Below are 17785 nucleotides of genomic sequence, written 5' to 3'. Positions count from 1 at the left end.
GGGCCGCATGTCCGATTCGGCCGGGGGTCTGTCCGGACCGTTCGGTAGCATCGGGCGGTCGGGATGCGCCGGGGGAGGCTGTGCGGCGCAAAACACGATCAGAAGGCGGCTGATGAGTTCGGTTCTCGGGGTGACCGCAGGGACGAGTGCCGTCCGGATCGTTCGTCCGATCGATCCGGACGCACCCTCCGCGGGCTACCAGTTCCAGGTGGTCGAGACCAGACGGGACGACCCGGCACGCCTCGCGGCGCAGACCGTGGGCGTGCTCGTGCAGGCCGGCATCGCGGGGGAGAGCGTCGAGCGCGCGGGCCTGGTGTACCGCGACGCCGCCGAGGCCGAACGGCTCCGCGCCGCGATGGCCGAGCAGGGACTCGACCGCTACCGGCTCGTCGGCGAGTCCGAAGCCGCACTGACGTACCTGCGGGCCACCGGCGAGCTCACCGCCGACGTCGCGGTCCTCTACGACCTCGGCGCGTCCGGGCTCACCGTCACCGTCGCCGACCGCAGCACCGGCGCCGTGCACACCGAACGCACCGGGGCCGTCGCCGGGCGCCTGTTCGACGACGCGGTGCGCCTGCACCTGCTCGGCTCGGACGGCGTGTGGCGGCCCGACGACCCCGAGGACGAGGAGTTCGTCGCCCAGTGCCGGACGGCGAAGGAACAGCTGTCCGGCAGCGACGCCGTCGCCGTGCCGGGTGCCGCCGGCGTGATCCTCATGTCCCTGGAGACGTTCGAACCGCTGATCAACCCGCTCGTCGAGGGCTCGGCACGGTTCGTGCGCGACGTCGTGCAGCGGTCCGGCGCCCGGCCGGAGACGATCGTGCTGCTCGGCGGCGGGGCCCACGTCCGCCTGGTGCGCCGGGTGCTGGAGACGTGGACGAAGCTGCCCGTCGTGGTGCCGCACGAACCCGAACTCGTCCTGGCCAAGGGCGGCGCCCTGCGTGCCGTCGCCGCGGACACCGCGGTCACCGAACAACTCGCCGCCCCGGCCGCGACCGAACGCATCGTCCCGCCGGGCGGCACGGCGCCGCACCGCACCGAGAGGCTGCCGCGCCCCGCCACGCCCGCACCGGCCGACGAGACCAGGACACCGGGGCGGAAGCGGGCGGCGACCGCTCACGAACCGCACGTGTCCAAGCGGCAGATCAGCGGGGCCGGGCTGGCCGGCACCGCCCTGGGCGTCGTCGCCATGATCGGCCTGGCGCTGGGCGCCCAGAACACTCTCGCCGGCGACGACGAGTCGGACACCCGGCAGACCGAGGTGATCGTGACGACGCCGTCGCCGACCCCGCAGCCGGCACCCGCCGTCGCGCCGGCACCGGCACCGACGACCACCACGACCGTCCCGCCGGTCGAGGACCCCACGACCGAGCGCGTGGTACCGCCTCCGCCGCCTCCCACGACGGCGCCGCCGCCGTTGATTCCCGGCCTGAACATCCCGGTGCCGACGCTGCCGCCACTGCCGCCGCTGCCCACGATCGAAGTGCCGCCGGAGCTGCGGCTGCCGATCTGACGGGCCCGGGCGCCGCCCGTGGGACCTCGTGTCCGATGGCGTCCGGCGCGACAGGTTAGAGTACAGACGATGTTTTCGCCGCAGAACACCCCGCTGTGCGACTCGGTCACGCTCGCCTATCGGCGCGTGCGCGCCGAGCCCGGTCAGCTGACCGTGCTGCGGCGTGCTCTCGAACGCTGGCTCGACGCGGTGCACGTGAGCCCCGAGCTGACCCGCGACGTGCTGCTGGCCAGCTACGAGGCGCTCGCCAACGCCGTCGAGCACGCCTACCGCGACGGCGCGTCGGGCACCCTCGACCTCGAGGCGACGCTCATCCCGGGCGACCGTCAGGTCGAGGTCGCCATCATCGACCGGGGCAGCTGGCGCGCGAACGACACGGACCCGGGTACCAGCTCCCGCGGTCACGGCCTCACGCTGATCAACTCCCTCTCGGACACGGCGACCGTGGCCCCGGCCGAGACCGGGACCGTCGTCACCATGCGCTGGAGCATCTGACGACAGCCGCACCGGCGGGGCGGGGAGCCTCCGTGGTGACGACTACCGGCGGTGACGACTACCGGCGGTGACGACTACCGGCGGTGACGACTACCGGCGGCGCGGCAGCCGGACGACCTGCACGAAGAACTCGTCGATCTGCCGGACCGCCCCGATGAACTGGTCGAGATCCACCGGCTTGGTGACGTACGCGTTGGCGTGCAGCCGGTAGCTGCGCAGGATGTCCTCCTCGGCGGCCGAGGTGGTCAGCACCACGACCGGGATGTCGGACAGATCCGGGTCGGACTTGATCTTCTCGAGGACCTGCCGCCCGTCGTACTTGGGCAGGTTGAGGTCCAGCAGGATCAGGTCGGGCCGCGGCGCCTCGGTGTAGGCGCCGCGCTGGTACAGGAAGTCCAGGGCCTCCTCGCCGTCGCGGACCACGTGCAGCTCGTTGCCGATCTTGTTGTCCTCGAAGGCCTCGCGGGTCATCAGCTCGTCGCCCGGGTCGTCTTCGACCAGCAGGACGTCGATGGGCTCGGCGGGGGTCATGCGGGGGCTCCTTCGAGGTCGGTGTCGGCCGGGGCGGGCGCTTCGGGTTCTTCGTCGGGCAGGGCCGGAACGGTGAAGCAGAACCGGGTGCCCTCGGTGTGCTCGGTGTCGATCCAGATCCTGCCACCGTGGTACTCGACGATCTTCTTGCACACCGCCAGCCCGATACCGGTGCCGGTGTAGACGTCGCGGCCGTGGAGACGCTGGAAGATGACGAACACCTTCTCGGCGAACTCGGGGTCGATGCCGATGCCGTTGTCCGCGACGCACAGCGTCCAGCTGCCGGGCCCGTCCTGGTCTCCCTCGTCCCGCTCGCAGGTGATCTGCAGGACGGGAGTGCGGTCGGGGTGGCGGAACTTGATCGCGTTGCCCAGCAGATTCTGCCAGAGCATCGTCAGCAGGGTCGGATCGCCCGTGATCTCGGGCAGGTTCTCGGGACGCTCGACCCGCGCGCCGGACTCGTCGATCGCCGCGGCCAGGTTGGCCAGCGCCTTGTCCAACTGCTGATCCAGGTCGACGCGTACGTGGGCGTCGCTGACCCGCCCGACGCGGGAGAAGGTCAGCAGGTCGTTGATGAGGACCTGCATGCGCTTGGCGCCGTCGACGGCGAACGCGATGTACTGGGCGCCGCGCTCGTCGAGCTTGTCGCCGTAGCGCTTCTCGAGCAGCTGGCAGAACGAGGCGACCTTGCGCAGCGGCTCCTGCAGGTCGTGGGAGGCGACGTAGGCGAACTGCTCGAGCTCGGCGTTCGAGCGCCGCAGTTCCTCGGCCTGGGTGTCGAGGTCGGCCTTCTGCTGGGCGAGTTGCTGGTGCTGGGCGTGGGCGGCGGCCAGCGCGAACACGATGCGCCCGCGCATCTCCTCGACGTCCCGGGCCAGGATCCGGATGTCCTTCGGGCCCTGAGGGTGGATGTGCTGGTCGAAGTTGCCGTCCGCGACGACCCGCCGCGTCGCCGCACGCAGGCTGACCAGCGGCATCGCGACGAGGTTGTGCACCAGGACCACCATGAGCAGGCCGGTGAGCAGGAAGCCCGCCACCATCGCCACCAGCACGGAGTTGCGGATGGTCCGGGCGTGGATCAGGTCGTCGTAGCCGTCCACGCGGGCCTGGACGAGTGCCGCGTTCTGCTCCTCGAACAGGGTGCGCATGGCGTCGAACGTGGTCCGGCCGCGCTCGGTGGTCGCGGGATCCACCGGTGCGGGGACGCCGGGGACGACGCTCGCGACGAGCGGGTCGGCGTAGTCGGCGCGCCAGGCCTCGGCCGCTGCCTCGATCTCGTCGACGTCGGCGAGCAGCTCCGGATGGCCGGTGGTGAACTCGCGCATCCGGTCGGCAGCCTCCTGCTCGACGCGTTTGCCGGTCAGGTACGGGGCGAGGAACTCGACGTCGCCGGTGGCGGCATAGCCGCGGGCGCCGGTCTCCTGATCCAGCAGAGCCGCCTGCAGCCGGTATGCCTCGGCGCGGGCCGGTTGGATCTGGTCGACGAGCTCGTCGGTGATCTGGGCGGTGCGCTGGATGAAGTACCCGCCCACGATGGTGCCGAGAACGACGAACACGGCAAGGACCGCGAAGGCGACCTGGAACCAACTCTGGACCGTCAGCCGCGAGCGCACCCGCTCGACCTTGGGTTCGGGCTTCGACGGGTCTCTCATGCCTGCTCCGTTGCCTTCTCGCTCCATCGCACGTGCACCACGGCCACGTCGTCGCCGAGTCCTCCGTGACTTTCCGCCAGGGCCTCGGCCCGGTCGATCAGGGTGTCGACGAAGGCCTCGGGCGTCAGGTGACCCTCCTCGCGGGCCAGCCGCAGCAGCCCCTCCTCGCCGAGGCGTTCCCCGCCGTCGCCGACCCGGCCTTCGAACAGCCCGTCGGTGAACAACATGATGCCGCCACCTTCCGGCAGCTCCAACTCGTGCACGGGCCACGTCGACACACCGGGCAGCAACCCGATGGCGGGTCCGCCGGGCGCCTCGACCCAGTCGACCCCCCGAGGGCTGTGCAGGAGCAGACCCGGATGCCCGGCGCGCATCACCTGCACCCGGCGCCGGTCCGGCGACATCGCGAGACTGGTGAGGGTGGCGAAGTGCCGTTCGTTCGCGCGCTCGGCGACCATGATCCGCTCGAGCTTCTGCAGCTGGGTGACACCCGTGACGCCGGTGACCACCAGGGTGCGCCAGGCGATCCGCAGGCTCACCCCGAGTGCGGCCTCGTCGGGACCGTGCCCGCTGACGTCGCCGATGAGCACGTGCACAGTGCCGTCCTCGGTCTGGACGACGTCGTAGAAGTCGCCGCCGAGCAGCGACTGCTCGCGTCCGGGCCGGTAGCGGGCCACGATGTCCACGTCGCCGGTGCCGTGCAGCATCGGCGACGGCAGCAGTCCGCGTTCGAGGCGGGCGTTCTCCCGGGCCTGCAGCCGGCTGGCCTGCAACGCGACGGCGGCGTGCTCGGCCTGCTTGCGCTGGATGGCGTAGCGCACGGTGCGGCCGAACAGGTCCGGCTCCACGCGTCCCTTGACGAGATAGTCCTGCGCGCCGGCGGCGACCGCCGCCAGGCCCGTCTGCTCCTCGGCGAGGCCGGTCAGTACCACGACCGGGACGCCGGCGGCGTACTGCTGGACCCGCGCGAGGGCGTCCATGCCCTGCGCGTCGGGCAGATGCAGATCCAGCAGGATGCAGTCGGGCAGGCCGGCGTCCAGTTCGGCGCGCGCCGCGGCCATCGTCTGAACCCATTCCAGGCGCATGCCCTGGGCGCTGTCCGCCACCAGTTCCTCGACGATGAGCGCGTCGCCCGCGTCGTCCTCGATCAGCAGGACCGACGGCTCCTCCCGGGCCCAGTCGGTGTCCAGAGCGACCGACGAAGTGGTGGTGCCGATTCCTGGTGGTGCGCCGGCAGGCCTGTGCTGCTCGGAGAACATGGCCCCTGCCCTTCGATCTCGCGTGCCGTGACTCCGGTTCCCTCGTTCCGGACGACAACAGAGGAAGAATACCTATCGTGCGCACGTTCCCCGACGCGCGCGGCCCCGGAAACGGTCACCGGGCATGCCGGCCCTTGCGGGCGACGGGCTCGGGGGCGCCGGGCCGGGCCAGCAGCGCGGCGATGCCGGTGGTCAGCGGAACGGACAGCGCCAATGCGATGCCGCCCACACACGCCCGTACCACCTCGATGGCGACGGCGTCGCCGGTGAGCACGTCCGACATGGACCGGCCGGCCACGCTGAACAGCAGCAACAGCGGCAGGGCGCCACCGGCGTACGCCAGCACCAGGGTGTAGACCGTGCTGGCGATGTGGTCGCGGCCGACCCGCATCGCGGAGGAGAACACCTTCCGGCGCGAGGCGGTGGGGTCGAGGGCCGCCAGCTCGAACGCCGACGCCGCCTGGGTGATGGTCACGTCGTTGAGGACACCGAGGGAGCCGATGATGAAGCCGGCGAGCAGCAGGCCGGTGATGCTGACCTGTTCGAGGTACAGCTGCACGTCGGTGTTCTGTTCCTCGGACAGCCCGGTCAGGTGGGTCATCCGGATCGTGACGTACGAGAGCACGGCGGCGAGCAGCATCGACGCGAGGGTGCCGAGCAGGGCCGAACTGGTGCGCAGGTTGACCCCGTGCGCGAGATACAGCACGGCGTAGAGAATGATGGCGCCGCCGACCAGCGCGACGGGCACGGCGGGTTTGCCGTCGAGCAACGCGGGGAGCATGAACACCACGAGCACACCGAATGCGATCAGCAGGCCGATCAGGGCGCGCAGGCCGCGCCAGCGGGCGACGGCGACGATGACCACGGCGAAGGCCGTGATGATGAGCGCGATCGGGAGGCCGCGGGCGTAGTCGTAGAACGAGTACTGGGTGGCGCCGGACGGGTCGACCTGCCGCACGAGCCGGATCTCCTCGCCGACGCGCAGGTCGGGCTGCCCCGGGCCCGGCCCGATCTCGAGCAGGGTGCGGGTGCCCTCGTTGGGGCCCGAATCGATCGTGACGATGCTGCGCTGGCACTGGTAGGCCTCGGTGGGAGGCGGGACGGGGTCGCCGGTGAAGGGGCGGCCGGCCGAACTGCTGCCGCACGCGCCGATGTCCTGTTCGACGACGGTGCCGGCCTCGGTGACGACGGCTCCGCCGCCGGTGGTCTGGAGCGGGGCCGGGATGTCGACGGCCTCGCGGCTCGGCCACAGGGCGACGGCGCCCGCCAGCACGGCGATGCCGATCACGACGAGGAGTCCGACGACGACCTTCGCGGCGGTGGGTCCGACGGGGACGGGTCCGGAGAAGTGGCCGTGTCCGTGCCCGTGTCCGTGTCCGTGGCTGGGGCCGGTGGGCTCTGCTCGTGTCACCGACACAGGGTAACGACGTGGTCTCGGTGAGGTCGCATCGCGGAGTCCGCGGTCACTCGCGGGGGAGATGGGCTGGTGGTGGCGGGGAGCAGGGGGGGTGTCCCCGCCACCGTCGACCTGATCTCGCACAGGGGGGTGGCGATGATCAGGGAGCCCAGCACGCTGAGGTGCCGTAGACAAACGTACTGCTTCTGTCGGTCCGACGGGTAGTACCTACGGTGTGTCGGTCCTCACCGGAACCCGGCCGAACGCTCGTTCCCGGTTCGTGGTCGACGTCCCGGCCTGCGGCGATGCAGTTCGCATGGGGGTACATATACATTCGACAACGTTCGGCGTGTCGCGCATCCCGGGCGTGTCGCGAGGGTGATCGATTCTCGTGGAGATCACTGCTTGTAGCTGGACAGGAAGTTGCCGAACCGTTCGATGGCCACCGCGAGGTCGCGGGCCCAGGGCAGCGTCACGATCCGCAGATGGTCCGGGTCCGGCCAGTTGAAGCCGGTGCCCTGCACCATCAGGATCTTCTCCTGCAGCAACAGGTCCTGGACCAGCTTCTCGTCGTCGTGGATCTCGTACACGTCCGGATCGAGGCGCGGGAAGGCGTACAGGGCGCCGCGGGGCTTGACGCAGCTCACCCCGGGGATCGAGTTCAGGCGCTCCCACGCGACGTCGCGCTGCTCGAGCAGCCGGCCGCCGGGCAGGATCAGGTCCTCGATGCTCTGATGCCCGCCGAGCGCGACCTGGATTGCGTGCTGAGCCGGCACGTTGGGGCACAGGCGGGTCGAGGCGAGCAGGTCGATGCCCTCGAGGAAGCCGGCCGCGTGCTCCTTCGGGCCGGTGATCGTCATCCACCCCGACCGGTATCCGGCCACCCGGTAGGCCTTCGAGAGGCCGTTGTAGGTCAGGCACAGCAGGTCGGGGGCGAGGGTGGCCAGGGAGATGTGCTTGGCGTCGTCGTAGAGGATCTTGTCGTAGATCTCGTCGGCCAGGAGCAGCAGCTGGTGCCGGCGGGCCAGCTGCACCAGCTGTTCGAGCACCTCGAGCGAGTACACGGCGCCCGTCGGGTTGTTCGGGTTGATGACCAGCAGGGCCTTGGTCTTGTCCGTGATCTTCGACTCGATGTCCTCGATGTCGGGATTCCACTCGTTGGACTCGTCGCACAGGTAGTGCACCGGCGTGCCCCCGGCCAGGGACGTCATCGCCGTCCACAGCGGGTAGTCCGGCGCCGGGATCAGCACCTCGTCGCCGTCGTCGAGCAGGGCCTGCATCGTCATCGTGATCAGCTCGGAGACGCCGTTGCCGAGGTAGACGTCGTTGATGTCGAGCTTCGGGAAGCCCGGCACGAGTTCGTAGCGGGTGACGATGGCCCGGCGCGCCGACGCGATGCCCTTCGACTCCGAGTAACCCTGGGCGTGGGGCAGCGCGGCGATCATGTCCTGCACGATCGTCTCCGGCGCCTCGAACCCGAACGGCGCCGGGTTGCCGATGTTGAGCTTGAGGATGCGGTGCCCCTCCGCCTCGAGCCGCGCGGCGTGCGCGTGCACCGGCCCGCGGATCTCGTACAGCACGTTCTGCAGCTTCGCGGACTGCTCGAGTTTCCGGCTGATGCGGTGGTGAAGGTGGCCCTGTTCTCCTGTACTCACGGCGTCCATGGTGCCACCCGTCCGCAACCGGGTTTCAGCCGGATTTGGGGCGCGTCGCCGCGTCCACCGCGACGTTCGGCTCGAAAAGTGCAATCATGACGACTTGTGACCGTGGCGTCGGGGTGACGCGCGGGTGGATTGAGGAGTCGTACGGTATGGCACAGGGAACTGTGAAGTGGTTCAACGCCGAAAAGGGTTTCGGCTTCATCGAGCAGGACGGCGGTGGACCCGACGTGTTCGTTCACTACTCGGAGATCCAGGGTTCCGGTTTCAAGTCGCTGGACGAAGGGGCCCGGGTCGAGTTCGAGATCGGACAGGGACAGAAGGGTCCGCAGGCCCAGGGGGTTCGTCCCATCTGAGCGGGTTCGTCCCGACAATTCGGCGGCGCTGCACCTTCGGTGCGGCGCCGCTGCTGCTTTCGGTCCAGGTCACAACCCATTGGGCAGTTCGTCTCTTTTGTCCTACCATTCGGTAACATTCCGGCGCGTCGCGGGCATACGCATGTGGGAACCGTGATGTTCGGGAGATGGGCGAGACAACCAGGGGGTTGGTGTAGATGGTGGGGGACGGTGCCGCTGTGGCGCAGTGGCGGGACCGCAAGCGATACCTGTGGCTGTGCGGGCTCGCCGTCCCGCTGAGCCCGTTCGTCGCGTGGGTGCTCGTCGAGTACCTGCGTCTGGGACTCTTCTGGGCGTTCGGCGCGCTGCTGATCGCGGTGATCGTCCCGCTCGTCGATCGATTCACCGGCGTCGACAAGGCCAACCCGCCGGAAGAACTCGTGCGTGAGCTCGAGGAGGACCGGTACTACCGCTGGTGCACCTACCTGTACCTGCCGCTGCAGTACGCCGGTCTCGTCTTCGCCTGCTGGGTCTGGACCGTCGCGCCGATGGGCTGGCCCGAGCGGTTCGCGATGGCCGCCACCGTCGGCGTGGTCGGCGGCGTCGGCATCAACGCCGCGCACGAGCTCGGGCACAAGCGCACCGACCTCGAACGCCGGCTCGCCAAGATCGCCCTCGCCCAGTCCGGGTACGGGCATTTCTTCGTCGAACACAACCACGGTCACCATCTGCGCGTCGCCACCCCAGAGGACGCCGCGACGGCCCGGTTCGGCGAGACGTACTGGAAGTTCCTGCCGCGCTCGGTGTTCGGTGGCGTCCGGTCGGGCTGGCGGTACGAGCGCGACCGCCTGGCCCGTCGCGGGCTGCCCTGGTGGAGCCCCCGCAACAACGTCCTGAACGCCTGGGCGCTGACCGTCGTGCTGTACGCCGGGCTGATCGCGGTGTTCGGGTGGTCCGTCGCGCCGTGGCTGATCGTGCAGGCGGTCCTGGCGGTGATGTTCCTCGAGGCCGCCAACTACCTCGAGCACTACGGCCTGCTGCGCGAGCAGCGACCCGACGGTTCCTACGTGCGGGTGGCGCCCCGGCACAGCTGGAACAGCGACCACAGCTGCAGCAACCTGTTCCTCTACCACCTGCAGCGGCACAGCGACCACCACGCCAATCCGCTGCGGCGCTACCAGACGCTGCGCACGATGGAGGAGGCGCCGCAGCTGCCCGCCGGCTACGCCGTCATGATCCTGCTGTCGTTCGTTCCGCCGCTGTGGCGCAAGGTGATGGACCCGCGACTGCTCGACCACTACGACGGTGACGTCTCGCGCGTGAACCTCGATCCCGCACGTCGCGAGGAGCTCATCGCCCGGCACAGCTGACACCCGTATCCGCATGCTTGCATCCGATGCGGCCGTCGAATTCGGGTGCAAGGACGCGATATCCGGCGCAAGCTCGGCTGTCCACAACCGGGCGATCCATCCACAGATCGAGTCGGTCCCGCCGTCGTCGCAGTGTGCGCCCGGCCCGATACGGCACTGTGACCGCATGGGCGACGAACACGACATCATCCGGCGCGCTGCGGCCCTCGAGCGGGGCGTCAGCGATCGCGAGATCCGGCGACTGTGCGGGCGCGGGCACTGGCACCGCGTCCACCGCGGCGCCTACCTGCCGGCCGAGAGTTATTCGCAGCTCGACGAATACGGCCGCCACCATCGCCGGACCGTCGCGGTGGCCGGGGCGATCCGTTCCGACGCCGCGCTCAGCCACGTCTCGGCCGCCGTCCTGCACGGCCTCGCCCTGTGGCACACCCCGCTGGACGACGTCCACCTGACCCGCAACCGCGCCGGGGGAGCGAAACGCACGCCGGGACGGAACCTGCACGCGTCGCCGTTCGCTCCCGACGAGGTCACCGAGATCGACGGAGCGCGCGTGCTGACCGTCGCGCGCACCGTCGCCGACCTCGCCCGCACCCTTCCGTTCGAGCAGGCCGTCGTCGCGGGGGACCACGCCCTGCACACGTGCGGGATCTCCGTCGCCGACGTGACCGACGCGCTGGCGCGCAACGTCCGCCACCCCGGTCATGCGAAGGGCCTGCGCGCGGCGCAGTTCATGGACGGACGGAGCGAGAGCGTCGGCGAGTCCCGCAGCCGCGTGCTGTTCGTCCGCGACGGACTTCCGATACCACTGACCCAGGCGACGGTCCACGAGGCCGGTGGACGGTGGCTGGCCCGGGTCGATTTCCTGCTTCCGGACCACGGGGTGATCGGTGAGTTCGACGGTCGCGTGAAGTACCGGGGTGACGACGTCGCGCCGGAGGAGACGGTGTGGCGGGAGAAGCAGCGTGAGGATCGTCTGCGCGACGCCGGCTGGACCGTGGTGCGCTGGGTGTGGGACGAGCTGGCCGTACCCCTGGTGGTCGCCGACCGCATCCGGGAGGCGATCACGCGGGCCGCGCGGGGCCCGCGGCCCACCGGGACGTTCAGGGTCTGAGGTCGAGCTTGCACCCGTCGTCGCGTGCTTGCCCCCGCTGTGGGCGTACGCAAGGGGTGCAAGGACGGTAGAAAGGGTGTCTGCTCGGGAAGACGACGACGCCCCCCACACGAGGTGGGGGGCGTCGCTGGCGTTACGAGCGCCGGCCGGGGGCCTTGGCGCCGGACCGGAAGCCCAGCGCGCCGGGCTTGGCCTGCGGGGGAGCCGGGGACTCGGCGCCATTGGTCGGCGAGGCCTCGGCGCCATTGGTCGGCGTTGCCTCCGCACCGTTGGTCGGCGTTGCCTCCGCGCCGTTGGTCGACTGCGTCTCGGGCTCCGGTGCCTTCTCCGGCGGGGCGTCCGGATCGGGTGCCTCACCCGGGGGTGCGTGCGCCGGTTCCGGTGCCTTTTCGGGGGCCGCGGGCTTCTCAGCCGGCTCGGGCTTTCCAGCCGGCTCGGACTTCTCGGCTGGAGCTGTCGGCGCGGCGGCCTTGCGGGCGCCGGGAGCCTTTGCTCCACCCTTGAAGGCCAGGCCGCCCGGCTTCGCCTTCGGCGGCTCGGGAGCCGTCGAAGTCTCGGCAGCGGGTGCTTCCGCAGCCGGTGCTTCCGCAGCGGGTGCTTCCGCGGAGGCGGGAGCCTCGGTGGCGGGAGCCTTGGCGGCCGGAGCCGCCGGGGCGGCCTTCTTGGCGCCCGGGGCCTTGAGCCCGCCCTTCATCTGCAGCCCGCCCGGCTTGGCCTTCGGGACCGACGGTGCGGCCGGTGCCTCGGCAGCCGGCGCCTCCGCGGCGGGAGCCTCGGCGGCCGGAGCTGCCGGGGCGGCCTTCTTGGCGCCCGGGGCCTTGAGCCCGCCCTTCATCTGCAGCCCGCCCGGCTTCGCCTTCGGCGCAGCCGGTGCCTCGGCAGGAGCGGATTCGGCGGCCGGAGCCGCCGGGGCGGCCTTCTTGGCGCCCGGGGCCTTGAGCCCGCCCTTCATCTGCAGCCCGCCCGGCTTGGCGGCGGGTGCAGCGGGAGCTTCGGCTGCGGCGCCGTCACCGGAAGCCTTCGCGCCCGGAGCCTTCAGACCGCCCTTCATCTGCAGTCCGCCCGGCTTCGCGCCGGGAGCCTTGGCGGCGCCCTTCATCTGAAGACCACCGGCCGGGGCCGTCTTGGGGGCTGCCGGCGTCGCGGCCGCCTCCTCGATCTCCTCGACGCGTTCCTTCTCCTCGGTCTCGGCGACGGCCTCGGACGCCACGGCGGCGCCCTTCGAGTCCGCGGCCGGGGCGGGAGCGGGCCGCTCACTCGGGATCACCTTGAGGTTCTCGCCGAGCTGCGCCGGTTCGAGACGCGTGATCGAGTCGAGCATGAGCTGCGCGACGTCGACGACCTCGACGCCCTCACCCTCGCCCTTCTCCTGGCGAGCGGTGACACCGTCGTTGAGCATGACGCGGCAGAACGGGCAGCCGGTGGCGATCTTCGACGGACTCGTCGACAGCGCTTCGTCGACGCGGTCGATGTTGATCCGCTTGCCGATCTTCTCTTCCATCCACATGCGGGCACCACCGGCACCGCAGCACATGGATCGCTCGCCGTGCCGCGGCATCTCGGTGAGCTTCGCACCGGACGCTGCCATGAGCTCGCGCGGCGCGTCGTACACCTTGTTGTGGCGGCCGAGGAAGCAGGGATCGTGGTAGGTCACGTCCTGGCTCACCGACGCCACCGGCACCAGCTTCTTCTGCCGCACGAGGCGGTTGAGCAGCTGGGTGTGGTGGACGACCTCGTAGTTACCGCCGACCTGCGGGTACTCGTTGTTGAGCGCGTTGAAGCAGTGCGCACAGGTGACGACGATCTTGCGCTTGGAGTCCTCGACGCCTTCGAACACCGAGTTCAGCGTCTCGATGTTCTGCATCGCGAGCTGCTGGAACAGGAACTCGTTGCCCGCGCGACGTGCCGAGTCGCCGGTGCAGGTCTCCTCGGCGCCGAGCACCATGAACTTCACGCCGGCGGTCGCGAGCAACTCGGCGACGGCCTTGGTGGTCTTCTTGGCCCGGTCCTCGTAGGCACCGGCGCAGCCGACCCAGAACAGGTACTCGTAGTCGGCGAAGGTGTCCGCGTCCTGACCGAACACCGGAACGTCGAAGTCGAGTTCGGAGATCCAGTTGAGCCGGTCCTTGGCGTTCTGGCCCCACGGGTTGCCCTTGTTCTCGAGGTTCTTGAACAGACCCGCGAGCTCGGACGGGAAGTCGGACTCGATGAGCACCTGGTAGCGGCGCATGTCGATGATGTGGTCGACGTGCTCGATGTCCACCGGGCACTGCTCGACGCAGGCACCGCAGTTGGTGCAGCTCCACAGCGTTTCCGTGTCGATGACGGGCGCGAGCTCGCCCTCGACGGTCTCGCCGACGAGCCTGCGGTCGGTCTCGGCCAGCGCTGCGGCCGGGATCTTTCCGAGCTTGGCTTCGTCCGGGTTGCCCTCGGCGTCGACCAGCCCGATCTCGTCGCCGCCGAGGTCCTTGCGGCCACCGGCGAGCAGGTAGGGCGCCTTGGCGTAGCCGTGGTCGCGCAGCGAGGTGATGAGCAGCTTGGGCGACAGCGGCTTGCCGGTGTTCCAGGCCGGGCACTGCGACTGGCAGCGGCCGCACTCGGTGCACGTGGTGAAGTCGAGCCAGCCCTTCCAGGAGAAGTCCTCGATCTTCCCGGCACCGAAGGTGTCGGTGTCCGGATCGGCCGTCTCCATGTCGATGGCCTTGCCCTTCGACGTCATCGGCTTCGCGGCACCGAGGGCGACGCCACCGTCGTCTTCACGCTTGAAGTAGATGTTGAAGAACGCGGCGAAGCGGTGCCAGGCGACACCCCACGTGATGTTGCGGCCGACGACGTACAGCCAGATCATGCCGGACATCAACTTCACGAACGCGAAGATCGACACCATCACGGCGCTCGCCGGCAGCAGCTTGGCGAGGTTCATCGTGAAGAAGTCGGTCCACGGGTTGGCGTGGCCGTAGGTCGCGATCTTGCCGGCCTTGACGAAGATCATGCCGAGGCCCTCGATGAGGACGACGGTCTCGACGAAGTACGCCGCCCGGAAGTCGGAGCCGGCGAAACGCGAGAGCCGCTCGGGCTTCCGCGGGTGGTTCAGCTGCCGAATGATGATCAGGGCAGTGATGCCGATCACGGTTCCGAGGCCGAGCAGTTCGTCGATCAGGTGGTAGACGGCGGTGTTGCCGATCAGCGGCCAGCGGAACGCCGGGTCGAAGGTCTGGCCGTAGGCCTCGAACCAGACGATCGCGCCGAGCATGAAGCCGACCATCACCAGCCAGTGGGCCCAGCCCACGGTGCGGAACTTGCTCATCCGGGTGTGTGCGACGAACTCGACGAGCATCTGCTTGAAGCGCGGGAAGAACGGCTGCCACCGATCCGGAGCCGGCTGGCCGATCCGGACGACGTTGACCATCTTCATCGCGCCACCGATGAACGAGTACCAGCACACCAGACTGAGCAGCACGCCGATCGTGCCCAACGTGATCGTCAGGGCATTCATAGGTGGCCTTTCGTGTCGGGGGCGGCCGCGGCCGCCTGGTATAAGCCCACGCATCGTAACCCGAACTAAGTTACCAGCCGGTAGCTATAGGAAGTTACCGGCCAGTAGTCTAGTCTCGCGGTGCTGCGGCGCGGTGCCTGGTGGAGGTCGACCGCGTGGGGGGCGGCCGAATTGCCGCATCGCGCCGTAGCGTGAGTGTCCGCCCACGGTAAGCGTTAAACCTTTCGACTCATTGAGTCAGGCATACCTAACGTGCGGTAACCGGTCACGCTTCGGCATCCCTACCGTCGAGTCGGGCAACAGACCGGCAACGGATTCGGCACATTCCGGACGCGACGATCCCTGTGATGTCGGTTATGATGCTGCGCGAGATGTGCTTCGCGCACCCGCGATCAGGGCCTACGGTGCGCAGGGGCGCATTGGTGTCAGAACTTGGGGGGCGTCCGTCGGGGGCGTGCGCCGAAGTCACAGAACGGAATCGAATGAAGTTCAGGAAGCTCGCCGCCGTGGCGGCGATGACCATCGCTGCCGTCGGCCTCACCGCCGGCACGTCCTACGCCGCTCCGGCGGTCACGGCACCGGAGAAGATCAACTACGAGTCCAAGGTCGACGGCGAGTCCGTCGTCACCGTCATCGACGCCGGTACCTTCCAGGTTTCCGGGGACGGCAAGAATGTCGAACTGCAGGACGGCGACGGCAACGCGGTCGTCAGCCTTCCCCTGGCTTTCCAGCTCGGGGATCTGCAGCTGCCTTTCGAGCGGGAGATCAGCGAGGACGGCAAGACCCTCACCCTCACCCCGGTCACCGACATGTCCCAGGCGACTCCGGTCGCTCCGGAGGACAAGACGGCTCCGAGCCTGAACCCCGTCAGCCTGGCGCTGAAGGATGTCGCGTCGCCTGAGGAGAACCTCAAGGCTCAGCAGAACTTCAGCTCGCAGCTCGCGATCGCCTCTGCAGTCGGTGGTTTGACCGGCGGCATCATCGGGTGTGTCATCGGTGCGGTGGCCGGCGGTATTCCGACCGCCCTCATCGCTGCACTTCCCGGGTGTGCCGCAGGTTTCGGCATCGGCAGTGTCGTCGGTACCATCGCTGCCGGCGGCCCGACGCTGATCGTCGCCGGAATCGGCCTGATCCAGACCCTGATGGCCCCTCCGGGCACCACTCAGTGGGCTGAGTAGTCCCAAGCAATCCAACTGCGGCCCCCCGCCATGGCGGGGGGCCGCAGTTGTCTTCGGAGCTCAGGAGTTGAGCGTGATCAACCGGAAGAGATGCACCACTATCTCGACGGCGTAGCCCACGATATCGACCCCGACCAGCAACAGATCTGTTGACACCGGCCACTCACCTTCTGTCGAACCGGCCGTCAGCGGACGCCGGGATATGCAACAGTCCGGCCGCGGAACACTCCGCAGCCGGACCTCGGGACGTTCTGGATCCTAAACCGGTCGGCTGGTTTCCGATCGTCGCGCCCGGTGCGACACGCCGCACAGCACGAGGGCCCGCCTCCGGTCGGAGGCGGGCCCTCGGGGACCACTCACAGTGACGCTCTCACAGAGCGACGATCACCAGGTGCGCACGCGCAGCCCGGGGTTCTCGGCGAGGACCGCGGAGATCGGCGTCGCGAACAGCTCCGGCGACTCGCCGAGCAGACCGCTGACCACGCCGGCGATCTCGCACATGCCGTACTGGCCGACGTTCGAGGCGCTGGAGATGCCCAGGGCGAGGGTGCCGGTGACGATCGTGCCGCCGCTGTCGCCCTGCAGGGCGCACAGGTTGGTGGAGAAGCCGTCCCTCAGCACCCGGTGGCCGACCTCGACGGTCTGACCCGCCGCGGTCACGACACCGCAGCTGTAGCCCGAGCGGACGCCGGACTTGCACGCGGGCGCACCGACGACGGGCTCGGCGATACCGGTGATCGGCAGCGGCGCCGCGAGCGGCACCCGCACCCCGTTGTTCTCGAACCGGCCCTGTGCCTCGGCGGTGGGCCGGATCAGGGCGTAGTCGTGGCCGTCCAGGCTGGTCTTCTCGAAGGTGCCGAGCTGCTGGCCGAGTTCCTCGCCGATCAGGTGGTACACCTTCGACGCGTACTCGGTGCCGGCGGACGGCCGGTTCGGGTCGCAGTGCCCGGCGGTGATGTTGACCGGCCGGTCCGAGCCGTCGACGGCGTTGAAGCCGAGCGAGCAGCGCAGACCATCGCCGGCGCCGAGGGCGGCGTAGGCGTCCCCGCCGAACAGGGCCGTGGGGGCGGCGAGATCGGCGACGGGCTGCAGGTCCCCTGCGGCCGGCTCCGGGACGAGCGGTGCGGGCGCGAACAGCACCCGGGCGCCCTGCAGGAAGTCGGGCAGCTCGATCCCGGCGACGTTCTCGGTGCGCAGCACGACGTCGTTGTGCACGACGTCGATGGCGACGCCGCGCACCAGGTCGGCGACGGCGGGCGGCTGGGTGGCCAGCCAGTCGTTCAGCGCCTTCAGTTCGTCGCGCAGCTGCGTCTCGGTGCGGTCGGTGTCCTCGACGGTGAATCCGGCGTCCTCGGCGGCCTCGCGGGCGGCGTCGTAGCCCTCACCCTCGGTCAGCCCCACCTTCGGCGTGCCGTCCTGCTCGAGCCACACACCGGAGAACACGGCAGCGAACTGCTCCCGCGCCGTCTCGGCGAAGCGGGCCAGCTCCTGGCTGCGGGCAGCGTCCGTCAGGTACCGCTCGGGGCTCATCTGCAGGTCCCGGGCCAGCGCCTCCACGAGTTCGTTCGGCAGCGCCGTCGCCTCGATCGGGGCCGGTTCGGCCTGGGCGATGGCGGCGGCGGGGCCGAACAGCATGAGCGCTGCCGAACCGTAGACCGCTGCTCGACGGGCGAAGGAGCGTCGCATGGATGCCTTCCTCGTTGATCTCCGCGACGGTGCGCGGAGATGCCGGCCCCGGGCGGGCCGGTGCTGGACGGGACGATCATATGGGTTCGGCGGCGTGTACACCCA

The 17785-nt window shown here is 69.8% G+C and carries 13 protein-coding genes; 6 read left to right on the top strand and 7 right to left on the bottom strand.

Translation table 11 applies throughout. The features are described 5' to 3' along the window. Positions 1 to 112: 112 nt before the first annotated feature. Positions 113 to 1513 (top strand): DUF7159 family protein, encoded by a 1401-nt coding sequence (locus F1734_RS21620; protein WP_203011030.1) that lies wholly within the window; start codon positions 113 to 115, stop codon positions 1511 to 1513. Between the two features lie 69 nt (positions 1514 to 1582). Continuing rightward, positions 1583 to 2008: an ATP-binding protein gene (locus F1734_RS21615; protein WP_017682228.1), complete on the top strand. Its 426-nt coding sequence runs from the start codon at positions 1583 to 1585 to the stop codon at positions 2006 to 2008. 90 nt (positions 2009 to 2098) lie between these two features. Here the strand turns inward: F1734_RS21615 and F1734_RS21610 are convergent, their stop codons facing one another. From F1734_RS21610 to F1734_RS21590, 5 genes are all read right to left on the bottom strand, one after another. Continuing rightward, positions 2099 to 2539, bottom strand: coding sequence for a response regulator (locus F1734_RS21610; RefSeq protein ID WP_017682227.1), 441 nt, complete (start codon positions 2537 to 2539; stop codon positions 2099 to 2101). Further along, positions 2536 to 4191, bottom strand: a complete 1656-nt coding sequence (locus F1734_RS21605; protein WP_203011029.1) for a sensor histidine kinase — start codon at positions 4189 to 4191, stop codon at positions 2536 to 2538. The genes F1734_RS21610 and F1734_RS21605 overlap by 4 nt, the downstream gene beginning before the upstream one ends. Next, a complete protein-coding gene (locus F1734_RS21600; RefSeq protein ID WP_017682225.1) occupies positions 4188 to 5450 on the bottom strand; it encodes a PP2C family protein-serine/threonine phosphatase in 1263 nt (420 codons plus the stop codon). The genes F1734_RS21605 and F1734_RS21600 overlap by 4 nt, the downstream gene beginning before the upstream one ends. Positions 5451 to 5565: 115 nt before the next feature. Further along, positions 5566 to 6867 carry a YibE/F family protein gene (locus tag F1734_RS21595; protein WP_203011028.1) on the bottom strand — a complete coding sequence of 434 codons (1302 nt, stop codon included), beginning with the start codon at positions 6865 to 6867 and terminating at the stop codon, positions 5566 to 5568. 377 nt (positions 6868 to 7244) lie between these two features. After that, positions 7245 to 8510 (bottom strand): pyridoxal phosphate-dependent aminotransferase, encoded by a 1266-nt coding sequence (locus F1734_RS21590; RefSeq protein WP_017682223.1) that lies wholly within the window; start codon positions 8508 to 8510, stop codon positions 7245 to 7247. A gap of 146 nt (positions 8511 to 8656) precedes the next feature. Here F1734_RS21590 and F1734_RS21585 point away from each other — a divergent pair, with 146 nt between their 5' ends. The 3 genes from F1734_RS21585 (at position 8657) to F1734_RS21575 (ending at position 11320) form a co-directional block, all read left to right on the top strand. After that, positions 8657 to 8860 (top strand): cold-shock protein, encoded by a 204-nt coding sequence (locus F1734_RS21585; RefSeq protein ID WP_003938894.1) that lies wholly within the window; start codon positions 8657 to 8659, stop codon positions 8858 to 8860. A 197-nt stretch (positions 8861 to 9057) separates the two neighbouring features. Further along, complete coding sequence (locus F1734_RS21580) at positions 9058 to 10209, top strand: alkane 1-monooxygenase (protein WP_010593273.1); 1152 nt, start codon at positions 9058 to 9060, stop codon at positions 10207 to 10209. Between the two features lie 166 nt (positions 10210 to 10375). Next, complete coding sequence (locus F1734_RS21575) at positions 10376 to 11320, top strand: type IV toxin-antitoxin system AbiEi family antitoxin domain-containing protein (protein WP_203011027.1); 945 nt, start codon at positions 10376 to 10378, stop codon at positions 11318 to 11320. Between the two features lie 133 nt (positions 11321 to 11453). On the opposite strand, the gene F1734_RS21570 is transcribed toward F1734_RS21575, so the two are convergent. Further along, the gene (locus tag F1734_RS21570; RefSeq protein ID WP_203011026.1) at positions 11454 to 14816 is read right to left on the bottom strand and encodes a (Fe-S)-binding protein; all 3363 of its coding nucleotides are present in this window, start codon (positions 14814 to 14816) and stop codon (positions 11454 to 11456) included. Between the two features lie 482 nt (positions 14817 to 15298). On the opposite strand from F1734_RS21570, the gene F1734_RS21565 reads away from it, so the two are divergent. Then, complete coding sequence (locus F1734_RS21565; RefSeq protein WP_010593270.1) at positions 15299 to 15994, top strand: DUF8020 domain-containing protein; 696 nt, start codon at positions 15299 to 15301, stop codon at positions 15992 to 15994. A 384-nt stretch (positions 15995 to 16378) separates the two neighbouring features. Here F1734_RS21565 and F1734_RS21560 read toward each other — a convergent pair whose 3' ends face one another. Then, on the bottom strand, positions 16379 to 17680 hold the full coding sequence (locus tag F1734_RS21560) for a S1 family peptidase (protein WP_040270589.1): 1302 nt from the start codon (positions 17678 to 17680) through the stop codon (positions 16379 to 16381). Between the last annotated feature and the right edge of the window lie 105 nt (positions 17681 to 17785).

This window comes from Rhodococcus ruber, from assembly GCF_016804345.1.
Lineage (GTDB): Bacteria > Actinomycetota > Actinomycetes > Mycobacteriales > Mycobacteriaceae > Rhodococcus > Rhodococcus ruber.
This window is presented reverse-complemented; position numbering and strand designations above follow the sequence as displayed.